This window comes from Streptomyces niveus (genome assembly GCF_001723055.1).
Taxonomy (GTDB): Bacteria; Actinomycetota; Actinomycetes; order Streptomycetales; family Streptomycetaceae; genus Streptomyces; species Streptomyces niveus.
Window position 1 is genome coordinate 1 of record NZ_MDCR01000013.1, and the last position, 24,658, is coordinate 24,658.

A 24,658-nucleotide genomic window follows, 5' to 3' on the forward strand; every position below is an offset into this window, starting at 1 on the left:
AGGCGCGGCGCGAGGAGCCGGTCGCCGTACTTCTCGGCGAGATCGGCGAACGCCTCCGGGCGGCGGGCGGTGGCGACCACGCGGTTGCCGGCCGCCAGGGCCTCCTCGGCGACGGCGCGTCCCAGTCCCCGGGAGGCGCCGGTGATGAACCAGACCTGGTCACGCATGGCTGTTCCTTCTCTCAACGGTTCGTTCCTCTCAACGGGCGGCCCGGCTGGGGAGAGTAGGGGTTGATCGACGCGGACACGTACATATCCTTGTGGAATGCGCTACTTGCGGGCACGTCGAGTTCGGAGCGAATGCCGGTGACCTATGAGATACGTGGCGCGGCGCCACCCACCCCCGGCACCCCGTCCCCGACCCGGCCCGGACGGCTCGTCGCGACGAGCGACCTCCACATCCGGCACCCGGAGAACAGGAAGATCGCCGACTCCCTGTGGCCCGAGTCGGAGCACGACTGGCTCCTGGTGGCCGGTGACATCGGTGAGTTGGTCTCCGACATCGAGTGGACCCTGCGCACTCTGAGCGAGCGGTTCGCGAAGGTCATCTGGGTGCCGGGCAACCATGAGCTGTGGACCGCGCCCGACGACCCGGTCCCGCTCAGGGGCGACGCCAAGTACCGCCACCTCGTGGAGCTGTGCCGGGGACTCGGGGTCGTCACGCCGGAGGATCCCTACCCCGTCTGGGAGGGCGAGGGCGGCCCCGCCGTCATCGCGCCGCTGTTCCTCCTCTACGACTACTCCTTCCGGCCCCCCGGCACGGACTCCAAGGAATCGGCCCTCGCGGTCGCGGAGAAGGCCGGTGTCATCTGCACCGACGAGTTCCTGCTCCACCCCGACCCGTATCCCAGCAGGGAGGCGTGGTGCAGGGCCAGGCTCGCGGAGACCGAGCGCCGGCTGGCCGAGATCCCGCCCGAGCTGCCCACCGTCCTGATCAACCACTGGCCGCTGGTACGCGAACCCACGGACGTCCTGTGGCGCCCGGAGTTCGCCCTGTGGTGCGGCACGAAGGGCTCGGCCGACTGGCCGCGCAGATTCCGGGCCGCCTCGGTCGTGTACGGCCATCTGCACATTCCCCGGCTGATGTGGTGCGACGACGTGCCTCATCAGGAGGTCTCCCTGGGCTACCCGAGGGAGTGGGGCCGGCGCGCCCAGCAGCCGGGCCGCCCCGTACAGATCCTGCCGTTGCCGGTTCGCGAGGAAGCGGGGCGGACATCGTGATCGAACGCATCGTGCCCGCCGGCACCGAGACGGCCGAGGCGTACGGAGACCTGCCGGAGGCCACGCTCTTCCCCGAGGAGGAGCTGATCGTGAAGTCCGCCGTGGCCAAGCGGCGCGGCGAGTTCACCACCGCCAGACACTGCGCGCGCCAGGCCCTGACGCGGCTCGGCGCGCCCGCGGGGGCGATCCTCACCGGCGAGCGCGGCGCGCCGCAGTGGCCCGAGGGCGTGGTCGGCAGCATCACGCACTGCGACGGCTACCGCGCGGCCGTCGTCGCCCGCCCCGCGCTGGTCACCTCGATCGGTATCGACGCGGAGCCCGCGCTGCCGCTGCCCTCCGGGGTCCTGGACGCGGTGGCCCTGGCCGACGAGCAGGTCGCGGTCAAGGAACTTCTGGTGTCGGTGCCGCAAGTTCCCTGGGACCGGCTGCTGTTCAGCGCCAAGGAGTCCGTCTACAAGGCGTGGTTCCCGCTGATGCGACGCTTCCTGGAGTTCGAGGGCGCCCGGCTGGTCTTCGACCCGGCGGGCGGGACGTTCACGGCGCATCTCCTCGCGGGACCGGCGAAGGCCGGGAGCCGTACGCTGCACACGTTCGACGGCCGCTGGCTCTCGGAGAACGGCATCGTGCTGACGTCCGTCACCGTCCCCGCTTGACGAGGTGACCGGGCTGTCCGAGGACGGACAGCCCGGTCACACGCCACCGCACACCGCACCGGCGCATCGCGCGCCGCTCTCAGGCGATCGACGCCGAAACGATCGCCGCCACCGCGATGTTGCACGACGCCGTCACCCACACCGCGGGGTGCGGCTCCGCCTCCACCAGCGTCGCGCCCAGCTTGCCCGGCGTCACCAGATCCACCACCAGGAACGCCACCGCCATCATCACCAGGCCGAGCACCCCGAACGCGGCCGTCGACGCCAGGCCCTTGCCGAAGTCGTCGTACGTCGTCCAGATCGAGGTGAACACGATGCCGCCGATCCCCAGGAGCGCCGAGCTGAGCAGCAGCGCGGCGTTGCGGTTGCGCTCCTGCCAGATCTGCTTCCCGAGCTTCCCCGGTGTCAGCAGGTCGACGAGGACGATACCGAGGATCAGAAGGACCACACCGAGCGCGCCGTAGGCGCCCGCTCGGCCAAGTCCGTTGACTATGTCGTTCATTGGGAAGCTCGTCTCCGCTGCTGAAGATGATCGATTGAGCGTGGCAAAGGCGTCGCAAAATGTATCGCACGGTGCACGAGCCGCGAGGAGGAGCCGGGAACAGCGGCCGAACCGGGTCCCGACCGTGCCCGGAAGTTCGTGTTCCGCACCCGGATTATCGATCAATGTGGCGAATGCGCCGCTCCGTCCCGCTGTGTGCGATCCACGGAACCGTCACGGACACGCACCTCATCGGGCGCCGCGACCGCTCACTACGATCGGTGGCGAGCGCCGCCACCGGCGGCTCCGCGCCCGCCACCGAGAGGACCTCAGTCGTGCAAGCCGCCACCCCGGCCTGGAACGATCCCTACGACCGTTCCGTCAACGAACTGCTCGCCCGGATGACCGACGACGAGAAGCTCGGCCAGCTCCAGCAGCTCGCCTGGGCGGGGGCCACCGGCCCCGGCGGCACCCAGACACGGGAGGCCGAAGAGGCCGCCCGCGCGGGCCTGTTGGGCTCCGTGCTGAACATCCACGGCGCCAAGGAGTCCAACGCGCTCCAGCGGATCGCCGTCGAGGAGTCCCGGCTCGGCATCCCGCTGATCTTCGGTCTCGACATCATCCACGGCTTCTGGACCACCTTCCCGATCCCCCTCGCGCAGGCGGCCAGCTTCGACCCCGCGGTCTCCGAGCTGGACGCCTCCGTCTCGGCGGCCGAGGCCCGGTCCAACGGTGTGCACTGGACGTTCGCGCCGATGATGGACGTCACCAGTGAGCCGCGCTGGGGCCGGATCGCCGAGTCCGCGGGCGAAGACCCGTATCTGAACGCGGTGCTGGCGGCGGCCAAGGTACGCGGCTACCAGGGCGGCGACCTGAAGGCCAAGGACCGGATCGCCGCCTGCGCCAAGCACTACGTCGCGTACGGCGGCGCCGAGGGCGGCCGGGACTACAACACCGTCGACGTCTCCGAGGCCCGGCTGCGCAACCACTACCTCCCGCCCTTCAAGGTGGCCGTGGACGCCCAAGTGGCCACCGTCATGGCCGCGTTCAACACCATCAGCGGCGTCCCCGCGCACGGCAACGAGCACACCCTGACCCGAATCCTCAAGCAGGACTGGGGATTCGACGGCTTCGTCGTCAGCGACTGGACCGGCGTCCAGGAACTGATCCCGCACGGCTTCGCCGCCGACGGCGCCGACGCGGCCCGCCTCGCGCTCGGCGCCGGCGTCGACATGGAGATGGTCAGCACCCATGTCGCCGACCACGGACGGAAGTTGCTGAGTGAGGGGCGGATCGACGCCGCACGCCTGGACGACGCGGTGACCCGTGTGCTGCGCGTCAAATTCCGCCTCGGTCTCTTCGACGACCCCTACGTCCCCGAGCAGGCCGAGATCACCGGACCGACGGAGCGGGCCCGGTCGGCGGCCCGCACGGCAGCCGCGCGCTCCATGGTGCTGCTCAGGAACGAGGGCGGTGCCCTGCCGCTCGCCAAGAACCTCCGTTCCCTCGCCGTCGTCGGGCCGTTCGCGGACTCCGCCGACCTTCAGGGCACCTGGGCCGGGCCCGGCGCGGAGAAGTTCCCGTCCGTCACGGTGCTCGACGCCGTACGCGCCGCCCTGCCGGACACCGAGGTGACCCACGCCCTGGGCATCGACCCCGCCGGCGAGGACACCGGCACGCTCCCCGACGCGGTCGCGGCGGCGCGCGCCGCGGACGTCACGGTCGTCGTCGTGGGGGAGAGCCCCGCCATCAGCGGCGAGGCCAACTCGCGCAGCGACATCGGACTGCCGGGCCGCCAGGACGAGTTGATCGAAGCCGTCGCGGCGACCGGCAAGCCCTACGTCGTCGTCCTCGTGAACGGCCGCCCCCTCGCACTCGGCGACTGGGCCGATTTCGCCCCCGCCGTACTGGAGGCGTGGCACCCCGGCATCGAGGCCGGGAACGCGGTCGCCGACGTGCTCTTCGGCGACGTCGACCCCGGCGGCCGGCTCCCGGCGTCCTTCCCCCGTAGGGTCGGCCAGCTCCCGGTCCACTACAACCACGAGCGGACCGGCCGCCCGTACGACGCCGCCGACCCGGACCAGCGCTACGTCTCCCGCTACCTCGACGTGCCGGACGGCCCGCGCTACCCGTTCGGCCACGGACTGAGCTACACCACCTGCGAACTCACCGAGCCCGTCCTCAGCCGGAACTCGATCGCCGCCGCGTCCCTGCGCGACGGCGACACCGTCGAGGTCAGCGTCACCGTACGCAACACGGGCGAGCGCGACGGGGACGAGGTCGTCCAGCTCTATCTCCACGACCCGGTGGCGAGCATCGTGCAGCCGGTACGGCGACTGCGCGGCTTCCGCCGTGTGGGTCTCGCTGCCGGCCGGTCCACCACTGTGCGCTTCAGCCTCGGGTCGGAGGACTTCGGCTTCTGGACCAACGATCCGGACGGCCGGTTCGTCGTGGAGGAGGGCACGGTCGACATCATCGTCGGCACCAGCTCGACGGCCACGGCCAAGGACACCCTGACGATCACCTGAGACCGGGCCCGGTTGCCGGGTGACGGGGCCCGCCGGATGATTCCGGCGGGCCCCGTCCTCGTACGGAGAGCACCGGCACAGCGATTTCTCCGACGATCAGGGAGACGAACCCGCCATGGCAGAGATCGACATCCGCGACAACCGCGCGCAGGGCCGGCTGGAGGCGTACGAGGGCGACGAGCTGGTCGGCGTCGTCGCCTACTTCGTCCTGGCCGGCGCCCCCGCCGCGCTCGTGGCCGTACACACGGTGGTGGAGCGGGGCCACGAGGGCAAGGGCATCGCGGGCACGCTGGTGAAGGCGTTCTACGAGATGGGGGCCCGCGAGGGCGTACCCGTCGTACCGCTGTGCCCGTACGCCGCCAGGTGGGCGCAGCGCCACCCGGACGAGGTGGCCGTCGCGCCGGCGGCGGCCGAGGAGACGGTACGCGCCGCGGAGGCCCAGCTGAAGGCGGACTCCGCGCGCTGGTGAGGGCCGTACGGGTGACACGCGGGCGGTGCGCCGGTCATGCGCCTGGTCGATCATGAATGGACCCGGCGCGCGTGGGCACGCGCATCGCGAGACATTGGGAACGCACGAGTCCGTACTTTTGGAGGACTGGCATGACCCATCCGTATCCCGACCCCGTACCGCCCACCCCGAAGCCGGGCCCGCCGGGACCCGGTCCCGGCCCGGACCCCGGACCGCTGCCGGGACCGGCGCCCGTTCCGGCGCCGTCGCCGGACCCGATCCCCAGCCCGCCGGGCCCCGACCCGGTGCCGGACCCGGAGCCCCAGCCGGGGCCGCTCGGGTGACGCGAAGCGCGAACGGCCGGATGCCGACGGGAAGTTGACCCGTCGGCAGCCGGGGCCGTTCAGCGGGCGCGCCGTCCGATCGGCGCCGCCCTGCGAGCCACCGTCAGCCGGAGACCTCGGTGCGGTCGCCGCCCCACAGGGTGTGGAACGACCCCTCGCGGTCCGTACGCCGATAGGTGTGCGCCCCGAAGAAGTCCCGCTGCCCCTGGGTGAGCGCGGCCGGCAGCCGCTCCGCGCGCAGCGCGTCGTAGTACGAGAGCGCCGCGGCGAAGCCCGGTGTCGGCACACCCTGCCGCACCGCCGTCGCGATCACCGCGCGCCAGTCGTCCTGCGCCGCGCCGATCTCCTCGGCGAACTGCTTGTCGGCCAGCAGGCTCGGCAGATCGCGCTGCGCGTCGTACGCGCCCCGGATCCGGTCCAGGAACACCGCCCGGATGATGCAGCCCGCGCGCCAGATCGCGGCGACCGACCCGAGGTCGATGTCCCAGCCGTACTCCTCGCTGCCCGCCTGGATCTGGTGGAAGCCCTGCGTGTACGACACGATCTTCGACGCGTACAGCGCCTGCTCGACCTGGTCCGCGAAGCGCGCCGCCTCCTCCTCGCTCAGCGCGGTCGCCGCCGGGCCCGGCAGCGACCGCGAGACGTCCCGAAGCGCGGCGTGCCCCGACAGCGAGCGCGCGAAGACCGCCTCGGCGATACCGGAGACCGGCACACCGAGGTCGAGGGCGATCTGCACCGTCCAGCGGCCGGTGCCCTTCTGCTCGGCCTGGTCGACGACGACGTCGACGAACGGCTTGCCGGTCTCGGCGTCCGTGTGCGCGAGCACCTCGGCGGTGATCTCGATCAGATACGAGTCGAGCCGCCCGGTGTTCCACGTCCGGAACGTCTCGGCGATCTTCGCGGGGGAGTAGCCGGCGACCGCGCGCAGCAGGTGGTACGCCTCGGCGATCAGCTGCATGTCGGCGTACTCGATGCCGTTGTGCACCATCTTCACGAAGTGCCCGGCGCCGTCGGGGCCGATGTGGGCCACCGTCGGGGTCCCGTCCGGGGCCTTCGCGGCGATGCGCTCCAGGAGCGGGCCGAGGGAGGCGTAACTCTCCTTTGAGCCGCCCGGCATGATGCTCGGTCCGTGCAGCGCGCCCTCCTCGCCGCCGGAGATGCCCACGCCGACGAAGTGGATGCCGCGCTCGCGCAGCTCCTTCTCGCGGCGCCGGGTGTCCGCGAAGTGGGCGTTGCCGCCGTCGATGATGACGTCGCCCTCTTCGAGCAGCGGCGCGAACTCCTGGATCACGGCGTCGGTCGGGTCGCCCGCCTTCACCATGATGACGAGCCGGCGCGGGCGCTCCAGCGCGGCGACGAACTCCTCCGCCGTGTCCGCGGGAACGAAGACGCCCTCCTCGCCGAACTCCTCGACCAGGGCGTGGGTCTTGGACGCTGTGCGGTTGTGGAGGGCGACGGCGAAGCCGTTGCGGGCGAAGTTCCGGGCGAGATTGCGGCCCATCACCGCGAGCCCGGTGACGCCGATCTGGGCAGTGCCACTCATGGGTGTGCTCCTGGGTCTCCGTCGGATGTACCTCGTCGGGCGGTAGGGATACGTACCGCCGGACAAGGGTGTTCATCGATCTTCAAGCCGCCCGCATTCTTCCGCATTCCGGCCGTACCGCGTCGGGTCCGTTCATCTCTTGGGCAGATCCGGGGTCCGTACGGACCATCGTTCACCAACTCTTGACACTCTCTCAGCGGCGGCGTAACACTGGCCTGGCTTTGGAGAGCGCTCTCCCACAGTGATCCCGGTGTTCCTGACAGACCCGGATCCCGGGGCCGCCCTCCGCGGTGCACCGTCCAGTACCACTCTCTCCCCCCACCGCATACGGCGCGTATGCGGACGAAGAGCGGCATGGAGGTCCGCATGGCCGAAAGACTCCGCAGAACCACCCTGGTGTCCGCGTTGCTCGTCTTCACCGCCCTGGCCCTGGTGGCCATGGGGCTGACCGCGATCACGGACACCGCCACCGCCGACCCCAAGAACGACCGCGGCACGACGGCCGCGTCCCACGCGGGACACAAGATGCCGCCGGCCGTTCCCGTCCCGTCCGGGGACGACCCCGACGGCGACGGCTACATACCGGCGAACCCGCCGGTCACCGGCGTCGTACCGTCGGACGAGATACCGCCGCACCGTTACTTCCACGAGTTCCAGGCGAACTGCGAGGTCACCCACACCAGGCCGGACGACCCGATCGTCTACCCGGGGCAGCCGGGCGCCTCGCACGACCACACCTTCATGGGCAACAGGACCACCGACGCCAACAGCACCACGGCGTCGCTGGACTCCGGCACCACCGCGTGCAAGGCGCCGGGCGACCGGTCCGCGTACTGGATGCCGACCCTGCTCAACGCGGACCAGCCGGTCCGGCCCATCGGCCCGCAGGTCATCTACTACAAGGCGGGAGTCACCGACTACCGGACCGTCCGGCCGTTCCCGAAGGGCCTGCGGTTCGTGGTCGGCAGCCCGACGCAGTCGGCGGACGAGTTCCGCAACCACCCGGGCTGGGTGGAGGGCTGGGAGTGCGGTAACTCCTTCAACAACACCGAGATTCCCGCCAGTTGCCCGGCCACCCGGGACGTCCAGCTCAACCTCCGTTTCCAGGCCCCCAGTTGCTGGGACGGAAAGTATCTGGACACCCCGGACCACAAGAGCCACATGGCCTATCCGCTCGTCATGGGCGCCAACCAGGACGTCTGCCCGACGTCGCACCCGGTGGCGCTGCCGATGGTCGAGTTCAAGATGGCCTGGCCGGTGAACGGAGACATGTCCAAGGTGAGACTGGCCAGTGGAACGGGGCACTCCTTCCACTACGACTTCTTCAACGCCTGGGACGACGCCACGCTGCGCAAGATGGTCAACCACTGTGTCGTCGGTGGTCTCCAGTGCGACGCGCGGGGTTACGACCAGAACAACCCGGGGGCCGGGGCGGCCCTGAACGAGGACTACGAACTGCCGTAACCGGGACCGCTCTCCCGCCGGGGTGTACTCCGCCCCTGTGGGAGAGCGCTCTCCCACTTGCTCCGCCGTGTTGCTCGCTCGCGTTTTCCATATCCCCGCCCGCACTCTCCCCACAGGTGACTCATGACAGCGACAAGACTTCTCCGAGGTACCGGACTCCGCCCGAAGACCGCCCCCGGCCGCCTGCGCGCCATGGCGTCCGTCGCCGCCACCGCACTCCTCGCCGCCTTCGCCGTGACCGTCCCGGCCGCCGCCCCCGCGCAAGCGGCCGGCAGCGTCGTCAAGGTCACCGGGTCCCAAGGCGCCTGGCAGCTGACCGTCGACGGGGCGCCGTACCAGGTCAAGGGGCTGACCTGGGGCCCGTCGGTCGCCGACGCCGGCAGATACATGCCCGACGTGGCCTCCATGGGCGTCAACACCATCCGTACCTGGGGCACCGACGGCACCACCAAGCCCCTCCTCGACTCGGCCGCCGCCAACGGCGTCAAGGTCATCGCCGGCTTCTGGCTCCAGCCCGGCGGCGGCCCCGGCAGCGGTGGCTGCGTCAACTACCTCACCGACACGCAGTACAAGAACGACATGCTCGCCGAGTTCCCCAAGTGGGTGGAGACCTACAAGGACCACGCGGGTGTGCTGATGTGGAACGTCGGGAACGAGTCCGTGCTCGGCCTCCAGAACTGCTACAGCGGCGACGCCCTGGAGCAGCAGCGCAACGCGTACACGACCTTCGTCAACGACATCGCCAAGAAGATCCACTCCGTCGACCCGAACCACCCGGTGACCTCCACCGACGCGTGGACCGGGGCCTGGCCGTACTACAAGCGCAACGCGCCCGATCTCGACCTGTACGCGGTGAACTCCTACGCCGACGTGTGCAACATCGACGACGCCTGGAACGCGGGGGGCTACACCAAGCCCTACATCGTCACCGAGGGCGGCCCCGCCGGTGAGTGGGAGGTGGACGACGACGTCAACGGCGTCGCGACCGAGCCCACCGATGTCGCCAAGGCCCAGGGGTACAAGGACGCGTGGAACTGCGTCACCGGGCACCGGGGCGTCGCACTCGGTGCCACGCTCTTCCACTACGGCACCGAGTACGACTTCGGCGGTGTCTGGTTCAACCTGCTGCCCGCGGGCCAGAAGCGCCTCTCGTACTACGCGGTGAAGGAGGCGTACGGCAGGAGCACCGCCGGTGACAACAAGCCGCCGGTGATCTCCAACATGGCCGTCGACGGCGCCACGGCCGTGGCCGCCGGACGTCCGTTCAAGGTGACGTCGGACGTGACGGACCCGAACGGGGACGCCCTGAACTACGAGGTGCTGGTCAACAGCAAGTACATAGACAACGGGGGGCAGTTGACCCCGGCGCAGTTCACCGCCGAGGGCAACGGGGACTTCACCGTCACCGCGCCCGACAGGCTCGGCGTGTGGAAGGTGTACATCAAGGCGACCGACGGCAAGGGCAACGTGGGGATCGAGACCAAGTCCTTCAAGGTCGTGCCGCCGCCGGTCGGCGGCACCAACGTGGCCAAGGGCAAGCCGGCCACGGCGTCGTCCTTCCAGCCCGGCAGCGTCGGCTGCCCCTGCCCGGCGTCCGCCGCCGTCGACGGTGACTTCGGCAGCCGGTGGGCCAGCGACTGGTCCGACCCGCAGTGGATCCAGGTCGACCTGGGGACGCGTACCGCGTTCAGGCACGTACAGCTCGCCTGGGAGGCCGCGTACGGCAAGAGCTACACCATCCAGACCTCCGACAACGGACAGGACTGGAACACGGTGAAGACCGTCACCGGCGGCAACGGAGGCATCGACGACATCGAGGTCAACGGTGCGGGCCGCTATGTACGGATGCACGCGACGGAGCGCGGCACCGGATACGGCTACTCGCTCTACGAGTTCGGGGTCTACAACTGAACGGCTGACGGACTGACCGGCTGACCGACTGACCGGCTGACGCACCTTGTGCCGGCGGCCGGGCCGTTCCCGCCGCGCCGTGCTCTCCCCGCCGGCGGCGCGGTGGTCCCGCGGCGGGTCACGGAGGATCCGTGGCCCGCCGCGGGCTTCCGCGCGCCCGTTTCCGGGCACCTTCGCGCCCGGATGTCGGGCGCGCGACGTCGGCGATACGCGCGTGATTCGTACGTGCGACCTACACGTTTCCGTGCCCGTTTCGGTGACCGTTTTGGGGGGTCGGACGGGACGCAGCTCACGTTTAACCGGTCGACCCACGGAAGCCCACCCGCCGCTTCGGGCGCCGTTCGGGCATCGATCAGCGTCAATCGGGCACCGAACCGGGCGCAGAAGGGGGTTACCCCCCGTACGACCAGCACGTACGCTGCCGAGTAAACGGGCATGAACGGGCACACTCGAAGCGGCGAAGAGCCTGGTCGTCCCGGGGCTCTTGCTTGTACAAACGACGCATGAGCCCGAACGGGTGCTGAGCCGCCAGAGCAAGGAAGTGTGTGCAGTGGACACGGACGAGCGCCGACGAGAGATCCTTGAGATAGCCCGACGTGACGGGTCGGTGGAAGTCACCGAGCTGGCCGCGAAGTTGAGCGTCGCCAAGGAGACCGTCCGGCGTGATCTCCACGCCCTGGAGGAGCACGGCCTCGTACGGCGCACCCACGGCGGCGCCTACCCCGTCGAGAGCGCCGGCTACGAGACGACCCTCGCGGTGCGCACCACCCGGCTCGTACCGCAGAAGTCACGTATCGCGGCAGCCGCCGCCGACCTCATCGGCGACGCGGAGACGGTCTTCATCGACGAGGGCTTCACCCCCCAACTCGTCGCCGAAGCCCTGCCCAGGGACCGCCCGTTGACCGTCGTCACGGCCTCCCTGGCGGTCGCGAACGGACTCGCCGACGCGGACAAGATCGCAGTGCTGCTGCTCGGCGGCCGGGTGCGCGGCGGCACCCTCGCCACCGTCGACCACTGGGCGACCCGGATGCTCGCCGACTTCGTCATCGACCTGGCGTTCGTCGGCGCGAACGGCATCTCGCGCGAGTACGGGCTGACCACCCCGGACCCGGCCGTCAGCGAGGTGAAGGCCCAGGCCATGCGCAGCGCGCGCCGCAAGGTGTTCGCCGGGATCCACACCAAGTTCGGCGCCGTGAGCTTCTGCCGGTTCGCCGACGTCGGTGACTTCGAGGCGATCGTCACCGACGTCGGACTTCCGTCGGCGGAGGCGCAGCGCTACTCGCTGCTCGGCCCTCAGGTCATCCGCGTCTGACGCGCCTCACCCGTCCCCGGACCCCCGCCGCAGCGGCCAGGGGGCGGGACCCGTACGGCCCACGACGCCCTCACGACACTCCATGCCACCTCACGAACACCCCGCGACACCCCACGACACCCCCGAAAAGCTTTCCACCCCCCTCAGTCACCAGCCATCAGCCGGCAGACGAACCGCCACCGAATGATCAGGAGATTACTCATGGCCCTCCAGCAGCGACGACGTGGAATAGGCGTACGTGTGGGCGCGGGAGCGGCCTTGACGGCACTCCTCGCCGGATGCAGCGGCGCCGGAGGCACCGCCTCCGACGGCGGTGACACGATCAACGTGCTGATGGTGAACAACCCGCAGATGGTCGAGCTCCAGAAGCTGACCGCCGCGAACTTCACCAAGGACACCGGCATCAAGGTCAACTTCTCGGTGCTGCCGGAGAACGACGTACGCGACAAGATCAGCCAGGACTTCTCCAACCAGGCCGGCCAGTACGACGTCGCGACCATCAGCAACTTCGAGGTCCCCTTCTTCGCGAAGAACGGCTGGCTGCACCAGCTCGACGAGTACGCGCAGGCCGACAAGGCGTTCGACCAGGGCGACATCCTCAAGCCGCTCCAGGAGTCGCTGACGGCCGAGGACGGCAAGCTCTACGGCCAGCCGTTCTACGGCGAGTCGTCCTTCCTCATGTACCGCAAGGACGTCTTCGAGCAGAAGAACCTGAAGATGCCCGACAACCCCACCTGGCAGGAGGTCGCCGACCTCGCCGCCAAGACCGACGGCGCCGAGAAGGGCATGAAGGGGATCTGTCTGCGCGGTCTGCCGGGCTGGGGCGAGGTCATCGCGCCGCTCACGACCGTCGTCAACACCATGGGCGGCACCTGGTTCACCGAGGACTGGAAGGCGCAGCTGACCTCGCCCGAGTTCAAGAAGGCCACCAAGTTCTACGTCGACCTGGTGCGTGAGCACGGCGAGGCGGGCGCCCCGCAGGCCGGTTACGCCGAGTGCCTCAACAACATGACGCAGGGCAAGACGTCCATGTGGTACGACGCCACCGCGGGCGCCGGCTCGCTGGAGGCCAAGGACTCCCCGGTCAAGGGCAAGATCGGCTACGTACCCGCGCCGGTCGACAAGACGGACAGCTCCGGCTGGCTCTACACCTGGGCCTGGGGCATGCAGAAGGCGTCCAAGAACACCGAGAGCGCCTGGAAGTTCATCTCCTGGGCGTCCAGCAAGGAGTACGAGGAGCTGGTCGGCAAGGAGATCGGCTGGGCCAACGTCCCGGCCGGCAAGCGCGCGTCGACCTACATGAACGCCGACTACCGCAAGGAGGCGGGCGCGTTCGCCGACGTCACCTCGGAGGCGATCTCCAGCGCCAACCCGCGCGACCCCGGCACCCAGCCCCGCCCGACCGTCGGCATCCAGTTCGTGGGCATCCCCGAGTTCACCGACCTCGGCACGAAGGTCTCGCAGGAGATCAGCGCGGCCATCGCCGGCCGTCAGTCGGTCGACGACGCCCTTGAGGCCTCCCAGAAGCTGGCCGAGAAGGTAGCCGAGGAGTACCGGTGAGCACTTCCGTCAGCGACGCGCCGGCGGCCCCGCCGGACCCGTCCCCACCGGCCAAGTCCCGCCCCCCGGCGGGACCCCGGTCGGGCCGGGCTCGCGCCTGGGCGACCCGGGCCCCCCTTCTGCCGGCTCTCATCTTCCTGATCGCCGTCACGCAACTCCCGTTCGTGGCAACGCTGTTCATCTCGCTGTTCGACTGGAACTCGCTCAACCCGGACGCCCGCAGCTTCTCCGGGCTCTCCAACTACGGCTCCGTGTTCAGCGACGCGGACCTGCGGGAATCGGTCTTCACGACGATGCTGCTCACCGCGACCGTGGTGATCGCCAGCGTCGTGTTCGGGCTGCTGCTCGCGCTGCTGCTCGACCGTAAGTTCATGGGCCGCGGACTGGTCCGTACGCTGCTCATCACCCCGTTCCTGCTGGTGCCCGTCTCGGCGGCGCTGCTGTGGAAGCACGTGCTCTACAACCCCGAGTACGGCCTGCTGAACGGTGGTTGGGCCTGGTTCACCGGGCTGTTCGGCGTGGAGAACGCGTCGCAGCCCGACTGGATCTCGGACATGCCGCTGCTCGCCGTCGAGGCGTCCCTCATCTGGCAGTGGACACCGTTCATGATGCTCATCCTGCTGGCCGGGCTGCAGAGCAGGCCCATCGACATGATGGAGGCGGCGCGCCTCGACGGCGCGAACGCCTGGCAGATGTTCGCCTTCCTGACCCTGCCGCATCTGCGCCGCTACCTCGAACTCGGCGTCCTGCTCGGCTCGATCTACATCGTGCAGAACTTCGACGCCGTGTTCACCATCACCGCGGGCGGGCTCGGCACCGCCAACCTCCCCTACACCATCTACCAGACCTTCTACCAGGCTCACGAGTACGGACTGGCCTCCGCCGCAGGCGTGGTCGTCGTGATCGGCACCATCGTGATCGCGACCTTCGCCCTGCGCGTCGTCTCGTCCCTCTTCAGTGAGGAGGCAGGGCGCTCATGAGCACACTCTCCGCACCGAAGACCGCCGGCACCCCGGGCACCCCCGGCAAGGCGGGCAAGCCCGCACAGCACCAGGACAAGTACGGCCCCGCGGCCCGGCGCGCCAAGCGGCGCTCCACCGCGCTCGGCCTGCTGGCCTGGGTGGTCGGTGTCGTCTTCTGCTTCCCCGCGCTGTGGATGTTCCTCACGTCCCTGCACTCGGAGTCGGACGCCGCGACCAACCCGCCGTCCCTCACGGCGCCGCTCACCTTCGAGAACTACAGCGACTTCTTCGGCGCCGGTGGCGGGGCGAGCCCCTGGCCGCCGCTCATCAACTCGGTGACGGCGTCGCTGTTCTCGACCCTGTTCGTCCTGGTGCTGGCGCTCCCGGCGGCGTACGCGCTGTCCATCAAGCCCGTCCGCAAATGGACGGACGTGATGTTCTTCTTCCTCTCCACGAAGATGCTGCCGGTCGTCGCCGGACTGCTGCCGGTGTATCTCTTCGCCAAGAACGTGGGGATGCTGGACAACATCTGGCTGCTCGTCATCCTCTACACCTCGATGAATCTGCCGATCGCGGTCTGGATGATGCAGTCCTTCCTCGCGGACGTGCCGGTCTCCATCATCGAGGCCGCCCAGGTGGACGGCGCCCGGCTGCCCACCGTCCTGATCCGGGTCGTGGCGCCCGTCGCCGCCCCCGGCATCGCGGCCACCGCGCTGATCTGCTTCATCTTCAGCTGGAACGAACTGCTCTTCGCCCGGGTCCTGACCGGCGTGACAGCTCAGACCGCGCCCGTCTTCCTGACCGGATTCGTCACCAGCCAGGGCCTCTTCCTCGCCCAGCTGTGCGCCGCGTCCGTCGTCGTGTCCCTGCCGGTGCTCGCCGCCGGCTTCGCCGCCCAGGACAAGCTCGTCCAGGGCCTTTCTCTTGGAGCCGTCAAATGAGGGCAGCGATCGTCGAAGGTGTCGGCAAGGTGTCCGTCACCACGGTCCCCGACCCCACCCCGGGCCCGCGCGACGTCGTCGTGTCCGTCGCTTCCTGCGGCATCTGTGGCACCGATCTGCACATCCTCCAGGGCGAGTTCGCGCCGACCCTGCCGATCCTGCCCGGCCACGAGTTCGCCGGCGAGGTCGTGGGGCTCGGTTCGGAGGTCACGGAGCTGGCGGTGGGCGACAAGGTCGCCGTCGACCCGTCCCTGTACTGCCACGAGTGCCGCTACTGCCGGGCCGGGCGCGGCAATCTCTGCGACCGGTGGAACGCGATCGGGGTCTCGGTCCCGGGCGGCGCCGCCGAGTTCGCCGTGGCGCCCGTGGCCAACTGCGTCAAGCTCCCGGACCACATCGACGTACGGGACGCGGCCCTCATCGAGCCGCTGTCCTGCGCCGTACGCGGTTACGACGTGCTCAGCAGCACGCTCGGCGCCGAGGTGCTGATCTACGGGTCGGGCACGATGGGCCTGATGATGCTGGAGCTGGCCAAGCGCACCGGCGCCGCCGGCGTCGACATGCTGGACATCAATCCCGAACGTCTGGCCACCGCGTCCAAGCTCGGCTGCTCCCGCGCCGCCGCCTCGGCCGAGGAGTTCGAGCGGCCGGGCGGCTGGGACTTCGTCATCGACGCGACCGGCAACGCGGGCGCCATCCAGGACGGCCTCGGCCGGGTCGCCAAGGGCGGAACGTTCCTTCAGTTCGGGGTCTCCGACTACGCGACGACGGCGGTCATCGAGCCGTACAAGATCTACAACCAGGAGATCACCATCACCGGCTCGATGGCGGTGCTGCACAGCTACGAGCGGGCCGCCGCGCTGTTCGCCAGCGGGGTCCTGGACCCCGCGGTGTTCATCAGCGACCGGCTGCCGCTGGAGCAGTATCCGGACGCCATCGAGAAGTTCAAGGCGGGCCAGGGCCGCAAGATCGTGGTGGAGCCGTGACCGACGCTCCCGGCGCGGCGCCGGACCCCCTGCCGGGGCCCGGCGCCGTCCTGGTGCTGGGTGAGGCGCTGATCGACCTGGTGCCCACCGGCGACGAGGCGGAGGCGCACCTGGCCCAGCCCGGCGGCGCCCCCGCGAACGTGGCGACCGGGCTGGCCCGGCTGGCCACGCCGAGCTGGTTCGCCGGCGCCCTCGGGAACGACGGGTTCGCCCGGTCGATCGAGCGGCGGCTGCTGTCGGCGGGAGTCGAGCTGGGCCTCTGCGCCCGGCCGGACCTCCCCACGGCGCTGGCCGTCGCCGACCCGGGCCCCGACGGCACCGGCTACCACTTCCACCTCCAGTCCACGGCGACCTTCCAACTGCCCGGACGCATGGACGTCGAGCGCTTCGCCGCCGTGTACGCGGGCGGTCTCGCCGCCGTCGTCGAACCGGCGGCCTCGGCCGTGGCGGTCACGGCGCGCGCGGCGGCGGCCGGCGGCCCGCTGCTGGTCGTGGACCCGAACGTGCGCGACGACCGCACGCTCGACGCCGCGGACGGCGGCCGCCGCCTGCGCGAACTGTGCGAGCTGGGCCGGGTCGTGAAGGCCAGCGACGAGGACCTGGCGGCCCTGTGGCCGGACGCGACACCCGACGAGACCTGCCGCAGGCTGGCCGCCGACGGCCGGCTGGTGGTCCTGACCAGGGGATCGCGGGGGAGTACGGCCTACTCGGCCGACTGCGCCGAACCGGTGTCCGTGCCCGCCACGCCGGTCGAGGTGGTCAACACCATCGGCGCGGGTGACGCCTTCACGGCGGCCGTGATCACCTGGCTGGTCCCACGCGGCGTTCGCGGCGGCCGGCTGCCGGAGTTCACCCCAACGCTGCTCCAGGACATGCTGGGCTTCGCCTCGGGGGTGGCCGCCTCCGTGGTCGGGCAGGCCGGCACCGAGCCGTCCCTCCCGGCGCCCGTCTGACGCTGCGTCAGTTAGGTACCGCAACGCCCGTGACCGGCAGTGGAGTTGACCACTGCCGGTCGCGGGCCTTCATGGCTCACGCGGCCTTGCGCCTCCGGTCCGCCAACTGCCGGATGATCTCGGCGTACCGGTACCCGCTCGACTTGATCGTCCGCCGCTGCGACGCGTAGTCGACATGGACGAGGCCGAACCGCTTGTCGTAGCCGTAGGCCCACTCGAAGTTGTCCAGCAGCGACCACGCGAAGTACCCGGCGAGCGGCACCCCCTTGGCGACGGCCCGCGCGCACGCCTCCAGATGCTCCTCCAGATAGCGGGTGCGCTCCGGGTCGTCCACCGTGCCGTCGTCCCGCAGGACGTCCGGGTAGGCCGACCCGTTCTCGGTGACGTACACGCGCCGCGCGCCGTACTCCCGGGTCAGCCGCAGCAGCAGATCCTCCAGACCGTCCGCGTGCACCTCCCAGTCCATGCCGGTGTGCCGTACGCCCGGCAGATAGACCTGCTTGGCGTACGGCGCGGGCCCGGCCGGGTCGTCGGCGACGACCTGGCGGAAGTAGTAGTTGAGCCCCAGCCAGTCCAGCGGCGCGGCGATGGTCTCCAGGTCGCCGGGGCGCTCGGGCAGCTCCACCCCGTACAGGTCGACCATGTCCTGCGGGTAGCCGCGCCCGTGGATCGGGTCCAGCCACCAGCGGTTGGTGTGGCCGTCGGCCCGTACCGCCGCGGCCCGGTCGGCCTCCCGGTCGGTGGCCGCCTCGACCGGGCTGAGGTTGTTGACGATGCCGATCCGGGCGTCGGACGAGGCCGCGCGGATCGCCTGGACGGCGAGCCCGTGACCGAGGTGCAGATGGTACGAGGCGCGCACCGCGGCCTTGAGATCGGTGAGCCCCGGCGCCATCCGGCCCTCCAGATGGCCGATCCACGCGGAACACAGCGGCTCGTTGAGGGTGGCCCAGTCCTTCACACGGTCGCCCAGGCGCTCGGCGACGACGGAGGCGTACGCGGCGAAGTGCTCGGCCGTCTCGCGGGCAGGCCAGCCGCCGCGGTCCTGGAGCGTCTGGGGGAGGTCCCAGTGGTAGAGCGTGGCGAACGGCGTGATGCCCGCCTCTAGGAGGCTGTCCACCAGCCGGTCGTAGAAGCCGATCCCGGCCTCGTTGACCGGCCCGTCGCCGCCGGGCACGACGCGCGGCCAGGCGAGCGAGAAGCGGTACGCGCCGGCGCCGAGCCGCTTCATCAGGGCGATGTCCTCGGGCACCCGGTGGTAGTGGTCGCAGGCGATGTCCCCGGTGTCGCCGTTGTCGACCTTGCCGGGGGTGTGGGAGAAGGTGTCCCAGATCGAGGGGGAGCGGCCGTCCTCGGCGACGGCGCCCTCGATCTGGTAGGCGGCGGTGGCGACGCCCCAGAGGAAGTCGTGGGGGAGGGCGTTGAGTTCGTTCACTGACTGCCTTTCCGGGGAGGGGGTGTGGCTGTTCCGGCGATCCGTCATTTCACCGCTCCCGCCGTCAGACCGGCGACGAGATAGCGCTGGAGAAGGAGGAATCCGGCGACGACGGGGACGCTCACGACGAGCGAGGCCGCCATGATCTGGTTCCAGTACACGTCGTTCTGGGTGGCGTAGCCTTGGAGACCCACGGCGAGCGTGCGGGTCTCGTCGTTCGTCATGACGGACGCGAAGAGCACTTCACCCCAGGCCGTCATGAACGCGTAGACGGAGACGGCCACGATGCCGGGGACCGCGGCCGGCACGACCACCCGGAACAGCGCGCCGAACGGGCCGCAGCCGTCCACCATCGCCGCCTCGTCCAGATCCTTCGGGATGGAGTCGAAGTACCCGATCAGCATCCAGATGGAGAAGGGCAGCGAGAAGGTCAGATAGGTGAGGATGAGCCCGCCGCGTGACCCGTACAGGGCGACGCCGGTGCTGTTGCCGATGTTGACGAAGATCAGGAACAGCGGCAGCAGGAAGAGGATGCCCGGGAACATCTGTGTGGAGAGCACCGTGACGGTGAAGACGCGCTTGCCCCGGAACCGGTAGCGGCTCACGGCGTACGCCGAGAACACCGCGATCGTCACCGACAGGACCGTCGCCGCGCCCGCCACGATCAGCGAGTTCATGAAGTAGTGCGCGAGCGGGACGGTGTCCCAGATGTCGAAGTACGGGCGGACGGTGATCTCGGACGGGATCCACTGGAACTTGCCCGTCACGTCCTCCAGCGGCTTCAGCGAACTGCTGACCATCACATATACGGGCAGCAGGGCGAAGGCGGTGAGGAACGCCAGGATGATCCGGCGCGTCCAGCGGAAGGACGCCGGTGGGGCGAGGGGAGATCTGGCCTTGCCGGCCAGGGCCTTAGACGGCACCGGAGCCCTTCCTTCCGCGCGAGGTGGCCACCAGATAGACCGCCGTCACCAGCAGCAGGAAGAGCAGCAGCAGGACGGACATCGCGGAGCCCGTACCGAAGTTCCAGGTGACGAACGACGACTGGTAGATATGGATCGAGATGAGATCGGCCGCCTCCGGCGCCGAGTCGCCGAACAGGACGTACGGCGTGTTGAAGTCGTTGAACGTCCACAGGAACAGCACCAGCACCAGCACCTGGTTGACCGGCCGCAGCGACGGCAGCGTGATCTTGCGGATCTGCTGCCAGACGCCCGCGCCGTCGATGGACGCCGCCTCGTACAGCTCGCGCGGGATGTTCTGGAGCCCCGCCATCAGCATCAGGAAGGCGAACGGCCAGGATTTCCAGACCGCGACGACGACGAGCGCGATGAAGCTGTTGTCGCCGATCAGCCAGAAGGACGGCTCGTCGGTGAGCCCGAGCTGGTCGTGCAGGACGTGGTTGATCATGCCGTTGTCGCGCTGGAACATGAACGCCCAGGTGATGACGGCGGCGTACACCGGCAGCGCGTACGGCGTGAGGAAGATGCCGCGCAGCAGGCCCCGGCCCCGGAAGTTCTCCTGGAGCATGACGGCGGCGGCCATGCCGAACAGCCAGGACAGACCGACCGTGATGACCGTGAAGACACAGGTGACGTAGAAGGAGTGGAGCAGCGCCTCGCCGAGCGGGGCGTCGAAGTCGACGGCGATCTTGTAGTTGTCGAACGCCCGCCACGGCGCCTTGCCCCAGTTGTTGATGTAGAACTGCGTCAGTTCGCGGAAGCTCATGACGATCCCGATCACCATCGGGACGATGTGCACGAGCAGTTCGAGCAGGACGGCCGGGAGCAGCAGCAGATAGGGCAGACCGCCCTGGCGGACGCGGTCGGGGAGGCGCGGCAGTCGTCTTCGCCGCGCATCCCCGCCGCCCTGGTCCGCACCGCTGCCCGATTTCTGTACGGGGGGAGTCACGGTGGACGTCATGGGCGGTGCCTCACTGCTGCATCTGCTGCTGGGCCTTGTCCAGCCGCTTCTTGACGGACTCGGTGGTCACGGGGGTCCCTGAGGCGGCGTCCGCCCACAGGTCCTTCACGGCGGTGCCGACGGCGGTCTCGAACTGCGACTCCTCCGGCACCTGGGGGAGCGGCGCCGCGCTGTTCGCGAGGGTGTCGCGCAGGACCTTCAGATCGGGCGCGGCGAACGCGGGGTCGGCCTGGGCGGCGGCGACGGGCGGGATGGAACCGTAGGTCTTGTTCAGCAGCTTCTGCTCGGCGTCGCTCGTCATGAACTTGACGAACTTCTTGGCGCCTTCGAGGTTCTTGGTGTTCTTGAAGACGGCGATGTTGATACCGGCGACCATCGAGTTGACCTGCTTGCCGGTGCCGGGCGCGCCGGAGGGCACGGGTACGGGCGCGGCGCCCCAGTCCTCGGGCTTCATGCCCTGCGAGGCGAACGTCGACGCGGCGGCCTGCCAGAGAACCATCGCCGTCCGGCCCTTGGCGAAGTCGGTCAGCGACTGGTTCTGCGCGTACTCCGCGTTGCCCGGAGCGATGATCTTGTCCTTGGCCATGAAGTCGACGTACTGCTTGACGGCGGCCACGTTGCCGTCGGTGGTGAACGTCGGCTTGCCGGACGCGTCGAAGAAGTTGTCGCCGTGCTGCTGGCCGAGCGCGAAGACCTGGTGGATGTTGTTGGACAGATTGCCGCCCTCGGCGCCCAGCGCCCACTTGCCGTCCTTGGACAGCTTCTTGCCGTCGGCGACCAGCTCGTCCCAGGTGGCGGGCGGACCGTCGATGCCGGCGTCCGCGAACATCTGCTTGTTGTAGTAGAGCGCGTACGCGAGTGAGTACAGCGGCACGGCGGCCGGCGGCTGACCGTCGGCGCCGGCGGAGGCGACGGCCGAGTCGACGAAGCGGTCCCGGCCGCCTATCGCCTCGAAGTTCTTGTCGTCCCACGGCAGCAGCGCGCCGGTCGCCTGGAGCGAGGCGGACCACGTGTTGCCGATGTTCAGTACGTCCGGGCCCTGCCCGGAGGTGGTGGCGGCCAGGATCCGGGTCAGCAGGTCGGACCACGGGACCACTTCGAGCTTGACCTTGATCCCCGTCTCCTTCTCGAACTTCTTCAGCTCGGGAGTGAGGATCTTCTTGTCGGCCTCGATGTTGGGGCCCTGGTTGGACGCCCAGTAGGTGAGCGTCTTCGGTGAGTCGTTGCCGCCGCCCTCGTCGGTGGAGGTACCGCCACCGCATCCGGTGACGCCGGCGGCGAGCGCGGTGGCGAGGGTGATGACTGCTGCGGCTCTGATTCTGCGCATGGGGTGGCCCCTTTCCGGGGTGGCTGTGTTCGAGAGTCGAACGCTGCCTCACGGCTTAATTTATGTCGTGATTTAAGAGGTGAGGGAAGGTCGCGTCAAGGTCTGGGACCGGGGTATGTTGCCTGCTGGGAAGGAGCACCATGGCCGAACGGGACAGAAGAACAGTGCGTGACCTGCGCCGGGGCAACCGGGCGAGGGTGTTGCAACGGTTGTATTTCGACGGCCCCTTGAGCCGTCAGGAGCTCGGCCCGGCGACCGGCCTGAGTTCAGGTTCCATCAGCAACGTCGTCACCGAACTCGCCGCCGAACGCCTCCTGGAGGAGGCCGGAGTGGTCGACTCCGACGGCGGCAGGCCGCGCACGCTGCTGCGCGTCGCTCCCGGCGGCGCGCTCCTGATCGGCATCGACATCGGGGAGACCCGCGTCCGCGTCGAACTCTTCGACCTGTCCCTGACCGAACTCGCCCGCACCGAACGGCTCTTGGCCCAGCACGGCCACGACGTCGAACGCATCGTCGCGCACGTACGCACCGGCGTCGCCCACGTCCTGCGGGACGCCGGGGCCGACCCCCGCGAACTCCTCGGCATCGGCATCGGCGTCCCCGGCATCATCGAACGCGACGGCCCCGAGGGCGCCGTCGTGCACGGACAGACCATGGGCTGGGCCGCCGTACCCTTCGAGAGACTGCTGCGCGCCGCCGTCGACGTACCCGCCGAAGTCCCCCTCTTCATCGACAACGGCGCCAAGACCCTGGGCCAGGCAGAGATGTGGTTCGGCGGCGGCCGGGGCACCGGCACCGCCGCGATCGCCCTCATCGGCTCCGGAGTCGGCGCCAGCGTGCTTCACGGCGGCGAAGACGGCACGCTCGACGAGAACCAGCGCAGCAGCGCCCTCGAATGGGGCCACACCACCGTGCAGTTGAGGGGCCGCCGCTGCCGCTGCGGCTCCATCGGCTGCCTGGAGGCGTACGCGGGCGCCGAGGCGATGCGCGAACGCTGGCAGGAGGCGGGCGGCCCGCTGCCCGCCGACACCGACGACGAGACGGCCCTCGCGGCCCTGCTGACAGCGGCCTTCCCCCCGCCCGGCGGCCCCGCGCCCGACCCGGTCGCGGTCTCCCTGCTCGACGAGACGGCGGAGTGCCTGGGTGCGGCCGTCGCCGACCTCATCAACCTGTTCCTGCCCGAACGGGTCCTGCTCGGCGGCTGGGCCGGCCTCCAGATCGGCCCCCACCTGCTGCCGGACATCCGCCGCTACGCCCGCGAGTACGCGCTGCGCCACACGGGCGCCCGGGCGACGGTGGAACTGGGCCGCCTGGGCCCGGACGCGGTCACGGTCGGCGCGGCGACGCTCCCGCTGACGGACTTCCTGGCACGCGGGGGGACACGCCCGCTGCCGCCGCCACCGGACAACGCGCCACCCCCTCGATGGGCGCCGGCGCCGACGTAGCCGGTCCCTGTCCTCGAACGCCGGACAGGCTGGAGTGGCCGAACTCGCGGGCATACCCAGCCCGTCCGGCGATTGAGGACAGGACCCGGCCGGTCAGGCCGAGGCGCGGAGGATCAGGGTGGGTTCGAAGATGACCGAGGTCACCGGGCGGTCCGGGCGGGACAGGCGGTCCAGCAGCAGGCGGGACATCTCCGCCGCCATGTCCTCCACCGGCTGCCGCACCGTCGTCAGCGGCGGGCGGCAGGACGCCGCCGCCCGGCTGTCGTCGAAGCCGATCACCGCGACATCGTCAGGCACCCGCCGCCCGCGCTCGCGCAGCACCCGGCACGCGCCCACGGCCATCAGGTCGTTCGCCGCGAACACCCCGTCCAGGTCCGGCTGTTCGGCGAGCAGCAGCTCCATCGCCGCCGCGCCGCTCTCCTCGGTGAACTCGCCCCCGGCGACCGGGACGTACGGATGCCCGTGCCGGGCCATCGTGTCCCGGAAGCCCGTCAGCCGGTCCTGCCCCGCGGGTACGTCCAGCGGGCCCGCGATCGTCGCGATCCGGCGGCAGCCCCGGGCGAGCAGATGCTCGGCGGCCAGCCGGGCGCCGTCCTGGTGGGCGAGGTCGACGTAGCTGATTCGTACCGGACGGGCAGGGCGCGCGTACAGCACGGCGGGCAGACCGGCGTCCGTGATCAGCGCGGGCAGCGGGTCCTCGGCGTGCGTCGAGACGACCAGCGCGCCGTCGGCGCTGCCCTGACGGAGGTACGACACCACCTCGTCCCGCGCGCGCGAGGTCTCGGCGAACATCAGCACCGGGTGAATCCCCTGCGGGCGCAGGAAGTTGACGACACCGGTCACCACCCGCCCGAAGAACGGGTCGGCGAAGACGTCGGTCATGAAGGAGCCCACGCCGCCGTCGAACCCGGCGCTCCGCCCGTCGCCTACACGGCTCCCCGTGGCCTCGGCGGGCCCCGCCGTCGCGGCGACCGGCGGCGGATCGTCCCCGGCGCCCGACACCACGAGGGCGATCGAGTCGGCCTTGCGGGTGACCAGCGAGCGGGCCGCGCGGTTCGGCGTGTAACCCGTGACGGCCACCGCGTCCCGTACGGCCGCCTGGATCACCGGGTCGACGTTGCGCACGCCGTTGATGACGCGCGAGACGGTGGCACGCGAGACTCCGGCCGCCTTGGCGACGTCCTCCAGCGTGGGCGCGCCGACCGCTCGTGCATCCTCCGTCATG

The 24,658-nt window shown here is 70.2% G+C and carries 21 protein-coding genes and 1 pseudogene; 14 read left to right on the forward strand and 8 right to left on the reverse strand.

What is annotated here, in order from left to right; all coding sequences use genetic code 11:
• On the reverse strand, positions 1-167 hold a 167-nt coding region (locus BHU15_RS01825; protein ID WP_141726751.1), incomplete at its 3' end, for an SDR family NAD(P)-dependent oxidoreductase.
• Positions 168-305: 138 nt separating this feature from the next.
• Between BHU15_RS01825 and BHU15_RS01830 the strand changes: the two genes are divergently transcribed.
• Both BHU15_RS01830 and BHU15_RS01835 read left to right on the forward strand, forming a co-directional pair.
• Positions 306-1,220 (forward strand): metallophosphoesterase family protein, encoded by a 915-nt coding sequence (locus BHU15_RS01830; RefSeq protein ID WP_069625568.1) that lies wholly within the window; start codon positions 306-308, stop codon positions 1,218-1,220.
• The gene (locus BHU15_RS01835; RefSeq protein WP_069625544.1) at positions 1,217-1,873 is read left to right on the forward strand and encodes a 4'-phosphopantetheinyl transferase family protein; all 657 of its coding nucleotides are present in this window, start codon (positions 1,217-1,219) and stop codon (positions 1,871-1,873) included. The genes BHU15_RS01830 and BHU15_RS01835 overlap by 4 nt, the downstream gene beginning before the upstream one ends.
• Positions 1,874-1,952: 79 nt before the next feature.
• On the opposite strand, the gene BHU15_RS01840 is transcribed toward BHU15_RS01835, so the two are convergent.
• Entirely contained in the window at positions 1,953-2,375 is a 423-nt protein-coding gene (locus BHU15_RS01840) for a DUF350 domain-containing protein (RefSeq protein WP_023537102.1), read from the reverse strand.
• 380 nt (positions 2,376-2,755) lie between these two features.
• Between BHU15_RS01840 and bglX the strand changes: the two genes are divergently transcribed.
• The 3 genes and pseudogenes from bglX to BHU15_RS37930 all read left to right on the forward strand — a co-directional run bounded on the left by bglX (position 2,756) and on the right by BHU15_RS37930 (position 5,674).
• Entirely contained in the window at positions 2,756-4,882 is a 2,127-nt protein-coding gene (gene bglX / locus BHU15_RS01845; protein ID WP_069625569.1) for a beta-glucosidase BglX, read from the forward strand.
• 97 nt (positions 4,883-4,979) lie between these two features.
• Positions 4,980-5,351, forward strand: a pseudogene (locus tag BHU15_RS01850) (GNAT family N-acetyltransferase); the annotation flags it as partial.
• Between the two features lie 131 nt (positions 5,352-5,482).
• Complete coding sequence (locus BHU15_RS37930; protein WP_078494111.1) at positions 5,483-5,674, forward strand: hypothetical protein; 192 nt, start codon at positions 5,483-5,485, stop codon at positions 5,672-5,674.
• A 103-nt stretch (positions 5,675-5,777) separates the two neighbouring features.
• On the opposite strand, the gene gnd is transcribed toward BHU15_RS37930, so the two are convergent.
• A complete protein-coding gene (gene gnd / locus BHU15_RS01855) occupies positions 5,778-7,217 on the reverse strand; it encodes an NADP-dependent phosphogluconate dehydrogenase (protein WP_069625546.1) in 1,440 nt (479 codons plus the stop codon).
• A 366-nt stretch (positions 7,218-7,583) separates the two neighbouring features.
• Between gnd and BHU15_RS01860 the strand changes: the two genes are divergently transcribed.
• The 8 genes from BHU15_RS01860 to BHU15_RS01895 all read left to right on the forward strand — a co-directional run bounded on the left by BHU15_RS01860 (position 7,584) and on the right by BHU15_RS01895 (position 17,306).
• Positions 7,584-8,681 carry a DUF1996 domain-containing protein gene (locus BHU15_RS01860; protein ID WP_031228779.1) on the forward strand — a complete coding sequence of 366 codons (1,098 nt, stop codon included), beginning with the start codon at positions 7,584-7,586 and terminating at the stop codon, positions 8,679-8,681.
• A gap of 192 nt (positions 8,682-8,873) precedes the next feature.
• Positions 8,874-10,592 carry a discoidin domain-containing protein gene (locus BHU15_RS01865; protein ID WP_069625547.1) on the forward strand — a complete coding sequence of 573 codons (1,719 nt, stop codon included), beginning with the start codon at positions 8,874-8,876 and terminating at the stop codon, positions 10,590-10,592.
• A gap of 550 nt (positions 10,593-11,142) precedes the next feature.
• Complete coding sequence (locus BHU15_RS01870; RefSeq protein WP_069625548.1) at positions 11,143-11,904, forward strand: DeoR/GlpR family DNA-binding transcription regulator; 762 nt, start codon at positions 11,143-11,145, stop codon at positions 11,902-11,904.
• Positions 11,905-12,105: 201 nt separating this feature from the next.
• Positions 12,106-13,464, forward strand: a complete 1,359-nt coding sequence (locus BHU15_RS01875) for an ABC transporter substrate-binding protein (RefSeq protein WP_031228769.1) — start codon at positions 12,106-12,108, stop codon at positions 13,462-13,464.
• Positions 13,461-14,444, forward strand: a complete 984-nt coding sequence (locus BHU15_RS01880; RefSeq protein WP_069625549.1) for a carbohydrate ABC transporter permease — start codon at positions 13,461-13,463, stop codon at positions 14,442-14,444. Before BHU15_RS01875 ends, BHU15_RS01880 begins: the two co-directional genes overlap by 4 nt.
• Positions 14,441-15,367 carry a carbohydrate ABC transporter permease gene (locus BHU15_RS01885; RefSeq protein ID WP_079127812.1) on the forward strand — a complete coding sequence of 309 codons (927 nt, stop codon included), beginning with the start codon at positions 14,441-14,443 and terminating at the stop codon, positions 15,365-15,367. The genes BHU15_RS01880 and BHU15_RS01885 overlap by 4 nt, the downstream gene beginning before the upstream one ends.
• On the forward strand, positions 15,364-16,353 hold the full coding sequence (locus BHU15_RS01890) for a zinc-dependent alcohol dehydrogenase family protein (RefSeq protein ID WP_023537092.1): 990 nt from the start codon (positions 15,364-15,366) through the stop codon (positions 16,351-16,353). The genes BHU15_RS01885 and BHU15_RS01890 overlap by 4 nt, the downstream gene beginning before the upstream one ends.
• Positions 16,350-17,306: a PfkB family carbohydrate kinase gene (locus tag BHU15_RS01895; RefSeq protein WP_069625550.1), complete on the forward strand. Its 957-nt coding sequence runs from the start codon at positions 16,350-16,352 to the stop codon at positions 17,304-17,306. The genes BHU15_RS01890 and BHU15_RS01895 overlap by 4 nt, the downstream gene beginning before the upstream one ends.
• A 76-nt stretch (positions 17,307-17,382) precedes the next feature.
• Here BHU15_RS01895 and BHU15_RS01900 read toward each other — a convergent pair whose 3' ends face one another.
• From BHU15_RS01900 to BHU15_RS01915, 4 genes are read right to left on the reverse strand one after another with little or no spacing between them, the layout of a single operon-like run.
• Positions 17,383-18,738, reverse strand: a complete 1,356-nt coding sequence (locus BHU15_RS01900; RefSeq protein ID WP_069625551.1) for a GH1 family beta-glucosidase — start codon at positions 18,736-18,738, stop codon at positions 17,383-17,385.
• A gap of 44 nt (positions 18,739-18,782) precedes the next feature.
• Positions 18,783-19,661: a carbohydrate ABC transporter permease gene (locus BHU15_RS01905; RefSeq protein WP_069625552.1), complete on the reverse strand. Its 879-nt coding sequence runs from the start codon at positions 19,659-19,661 to the stop codon at positions 18,783-18,785.
• The gene (locus BHU15_RS01910; protein WP_069625553.1) at positions 19,651-20,661 is read right to left on the reverse strand and encodes a carbohydrate ABC transporter permease; all 1,011 of its coding nucleotides are present in this window, start codon (positions 20,659-20,661) and stop codon (positions 19,651-19,653) included. The genes BHU15_RS01905 and BHU15_RS01910 overlap by 11 nt, the downstream gene beginning before the upstream one ends.
• A gap of 10 nt (positions 20,662-20,671) precedes the next feature.
• Positions 20,672-21,988: an ABC transporter substrate-binding protein gene (locus BHU15_RS01915; RefSeq protein WP_023537087.1), complete on the reverse strand. Its 1,317-nt coding sequence runs from the start codon at positions 21,986-21,988 to the stop codon at positions 20,672-20,674.
• 140 nt (positions 21,989-22,128) lie between these two features.
• Between BHU15_RS01915 and BHU15_RS01920 the strand changes: the two genes are divergently transcribed.
• Positions 22,129-23,433, forward strand: coding sequence for an ROK family transcriptional regulator (locus BHU15_RS01920; RefSeq protein WP_079127813.1), 1,305 nt, complete (start codon positions 22,129-22,131; stop codon positions 23,431-23,433).
• 93 nt (positions 23,434-23,526) lie between these two features.
• Here BHU15_RS01920 and BHU15_RS01925 read toward each other — a convergent pair whose 3' ends face one another.
• Positions 23,527-24,657, reverse strand: a complete 1,131-nt coding sequence (locus tag BHU15_RS01925) for a LacI family DNA-binding transcriptional regulator (RefSeq protein WP_069625554.1) — start codon at positions 24,655-24,657, stop codon at positions 23,527-23,529.
• Position 24,658 lies beyond the last annotated feature (1 nt).

What these genes read in the sequence shown, in the direction of transcription:
- BHU15_RS01840 (WP_023537102.1), bottom strand. Translation starts at nt 2,375, where the DNA reads ATGAACGACATAGTCAACGGACTTGGCCGAGCGGGCGCCTACGGCGCG.
- bglX (WP_069625569.1), top strand. Translation starts at nt 2,756, where the DNA reads ATGACCGACGACGAGAAGCTCGGCCAGCTCCAGCAGCTCGCCTGGGCG.
- BHU15_RS01865 (WP_069625547.1), top strand. Translation starts at nt 8,874, where the DNA reads ATGGCGTCCGTCGCCGCCACCGCACTCCTCGCCGCCTTCGCCGTGACC.
- BHU15_RS37930 (WP_078494111.1), top strand. Translation starts at nt 5,483, where the DNA reads ATGACCCATCCGTATCCCGACCCCGTACCGCCCACCCCGAAGCCGGGC.
- BHU15_RS01925 (WP_069625554.1), bottom strand. Translation starts at nt 24,657, where the DNA reads ATGACGGAGGATGCACGAGCGGTCGGCGCGCCCACGCTGGAGGACGTC.
- BHU15_RS01875 (WP_031228769.1), top strand. Translation starts at nt 12,106, where the DNA reads ATGGCCCTCCAGCAGCGACGACGTGGAATAGGCGTACGTGTGGGCGCG.
- BHU15_RS01860 (WP_031228779.1), top strand. Translation starts at nt 7,584, where the DNA reads ATGGCCGAAAGACTCCGCAGAACCACCCTGGTGTCCGCGTTGCTCGTC.
- BHU15_RS01920 (WP_079127813.1), top strand. Translation starts at nt 22,129, where the DNA reads ATGGCCGAACGGGACAGAAGAACAGTGCGTGACCTGCGCCGGGGCAAC.
- gnd (WP_069625546.1), bottom strand. Translation starts at nt 7,217, where the DNA reads ATGAGTGGCACTGCCCAGATCGGCGTCACCGGGCTCGCGGTGATGGGC.
- BHU15_RS01890 (WP_023537092.1), top strand. Translation starts at nt 15,364, where the DNA reads ATGAGGGCAGCGATCGTCGAAGGTGTCGGCAAGGTGTCCGTCACCACG.
- BHU15_RS01915 (WP_023537087.1), bottom strand. Translation starts at nt 21,988, where the DNA reads ATGCGCAGAATCAGAGCCGCAGCAGTCATCACCCTCGCCACCGCGCTC.
- BHU15_RS01885 (WP_079127812.1), top strand. Translation starts at nt 14,441, where the DNA reads ATGAGCACACTCTCCGCACCGAAGACCGCCGGCACCCCGGGCACCCCC.
- BHU15_RS01910 (WP_069625553.1), bottom strand. Translation starts at nt 20,661, where the DNA reads ATGACGTCCACCGTGACTCCCCCCGTACAGAAATCGGGCAGCGGTGCG.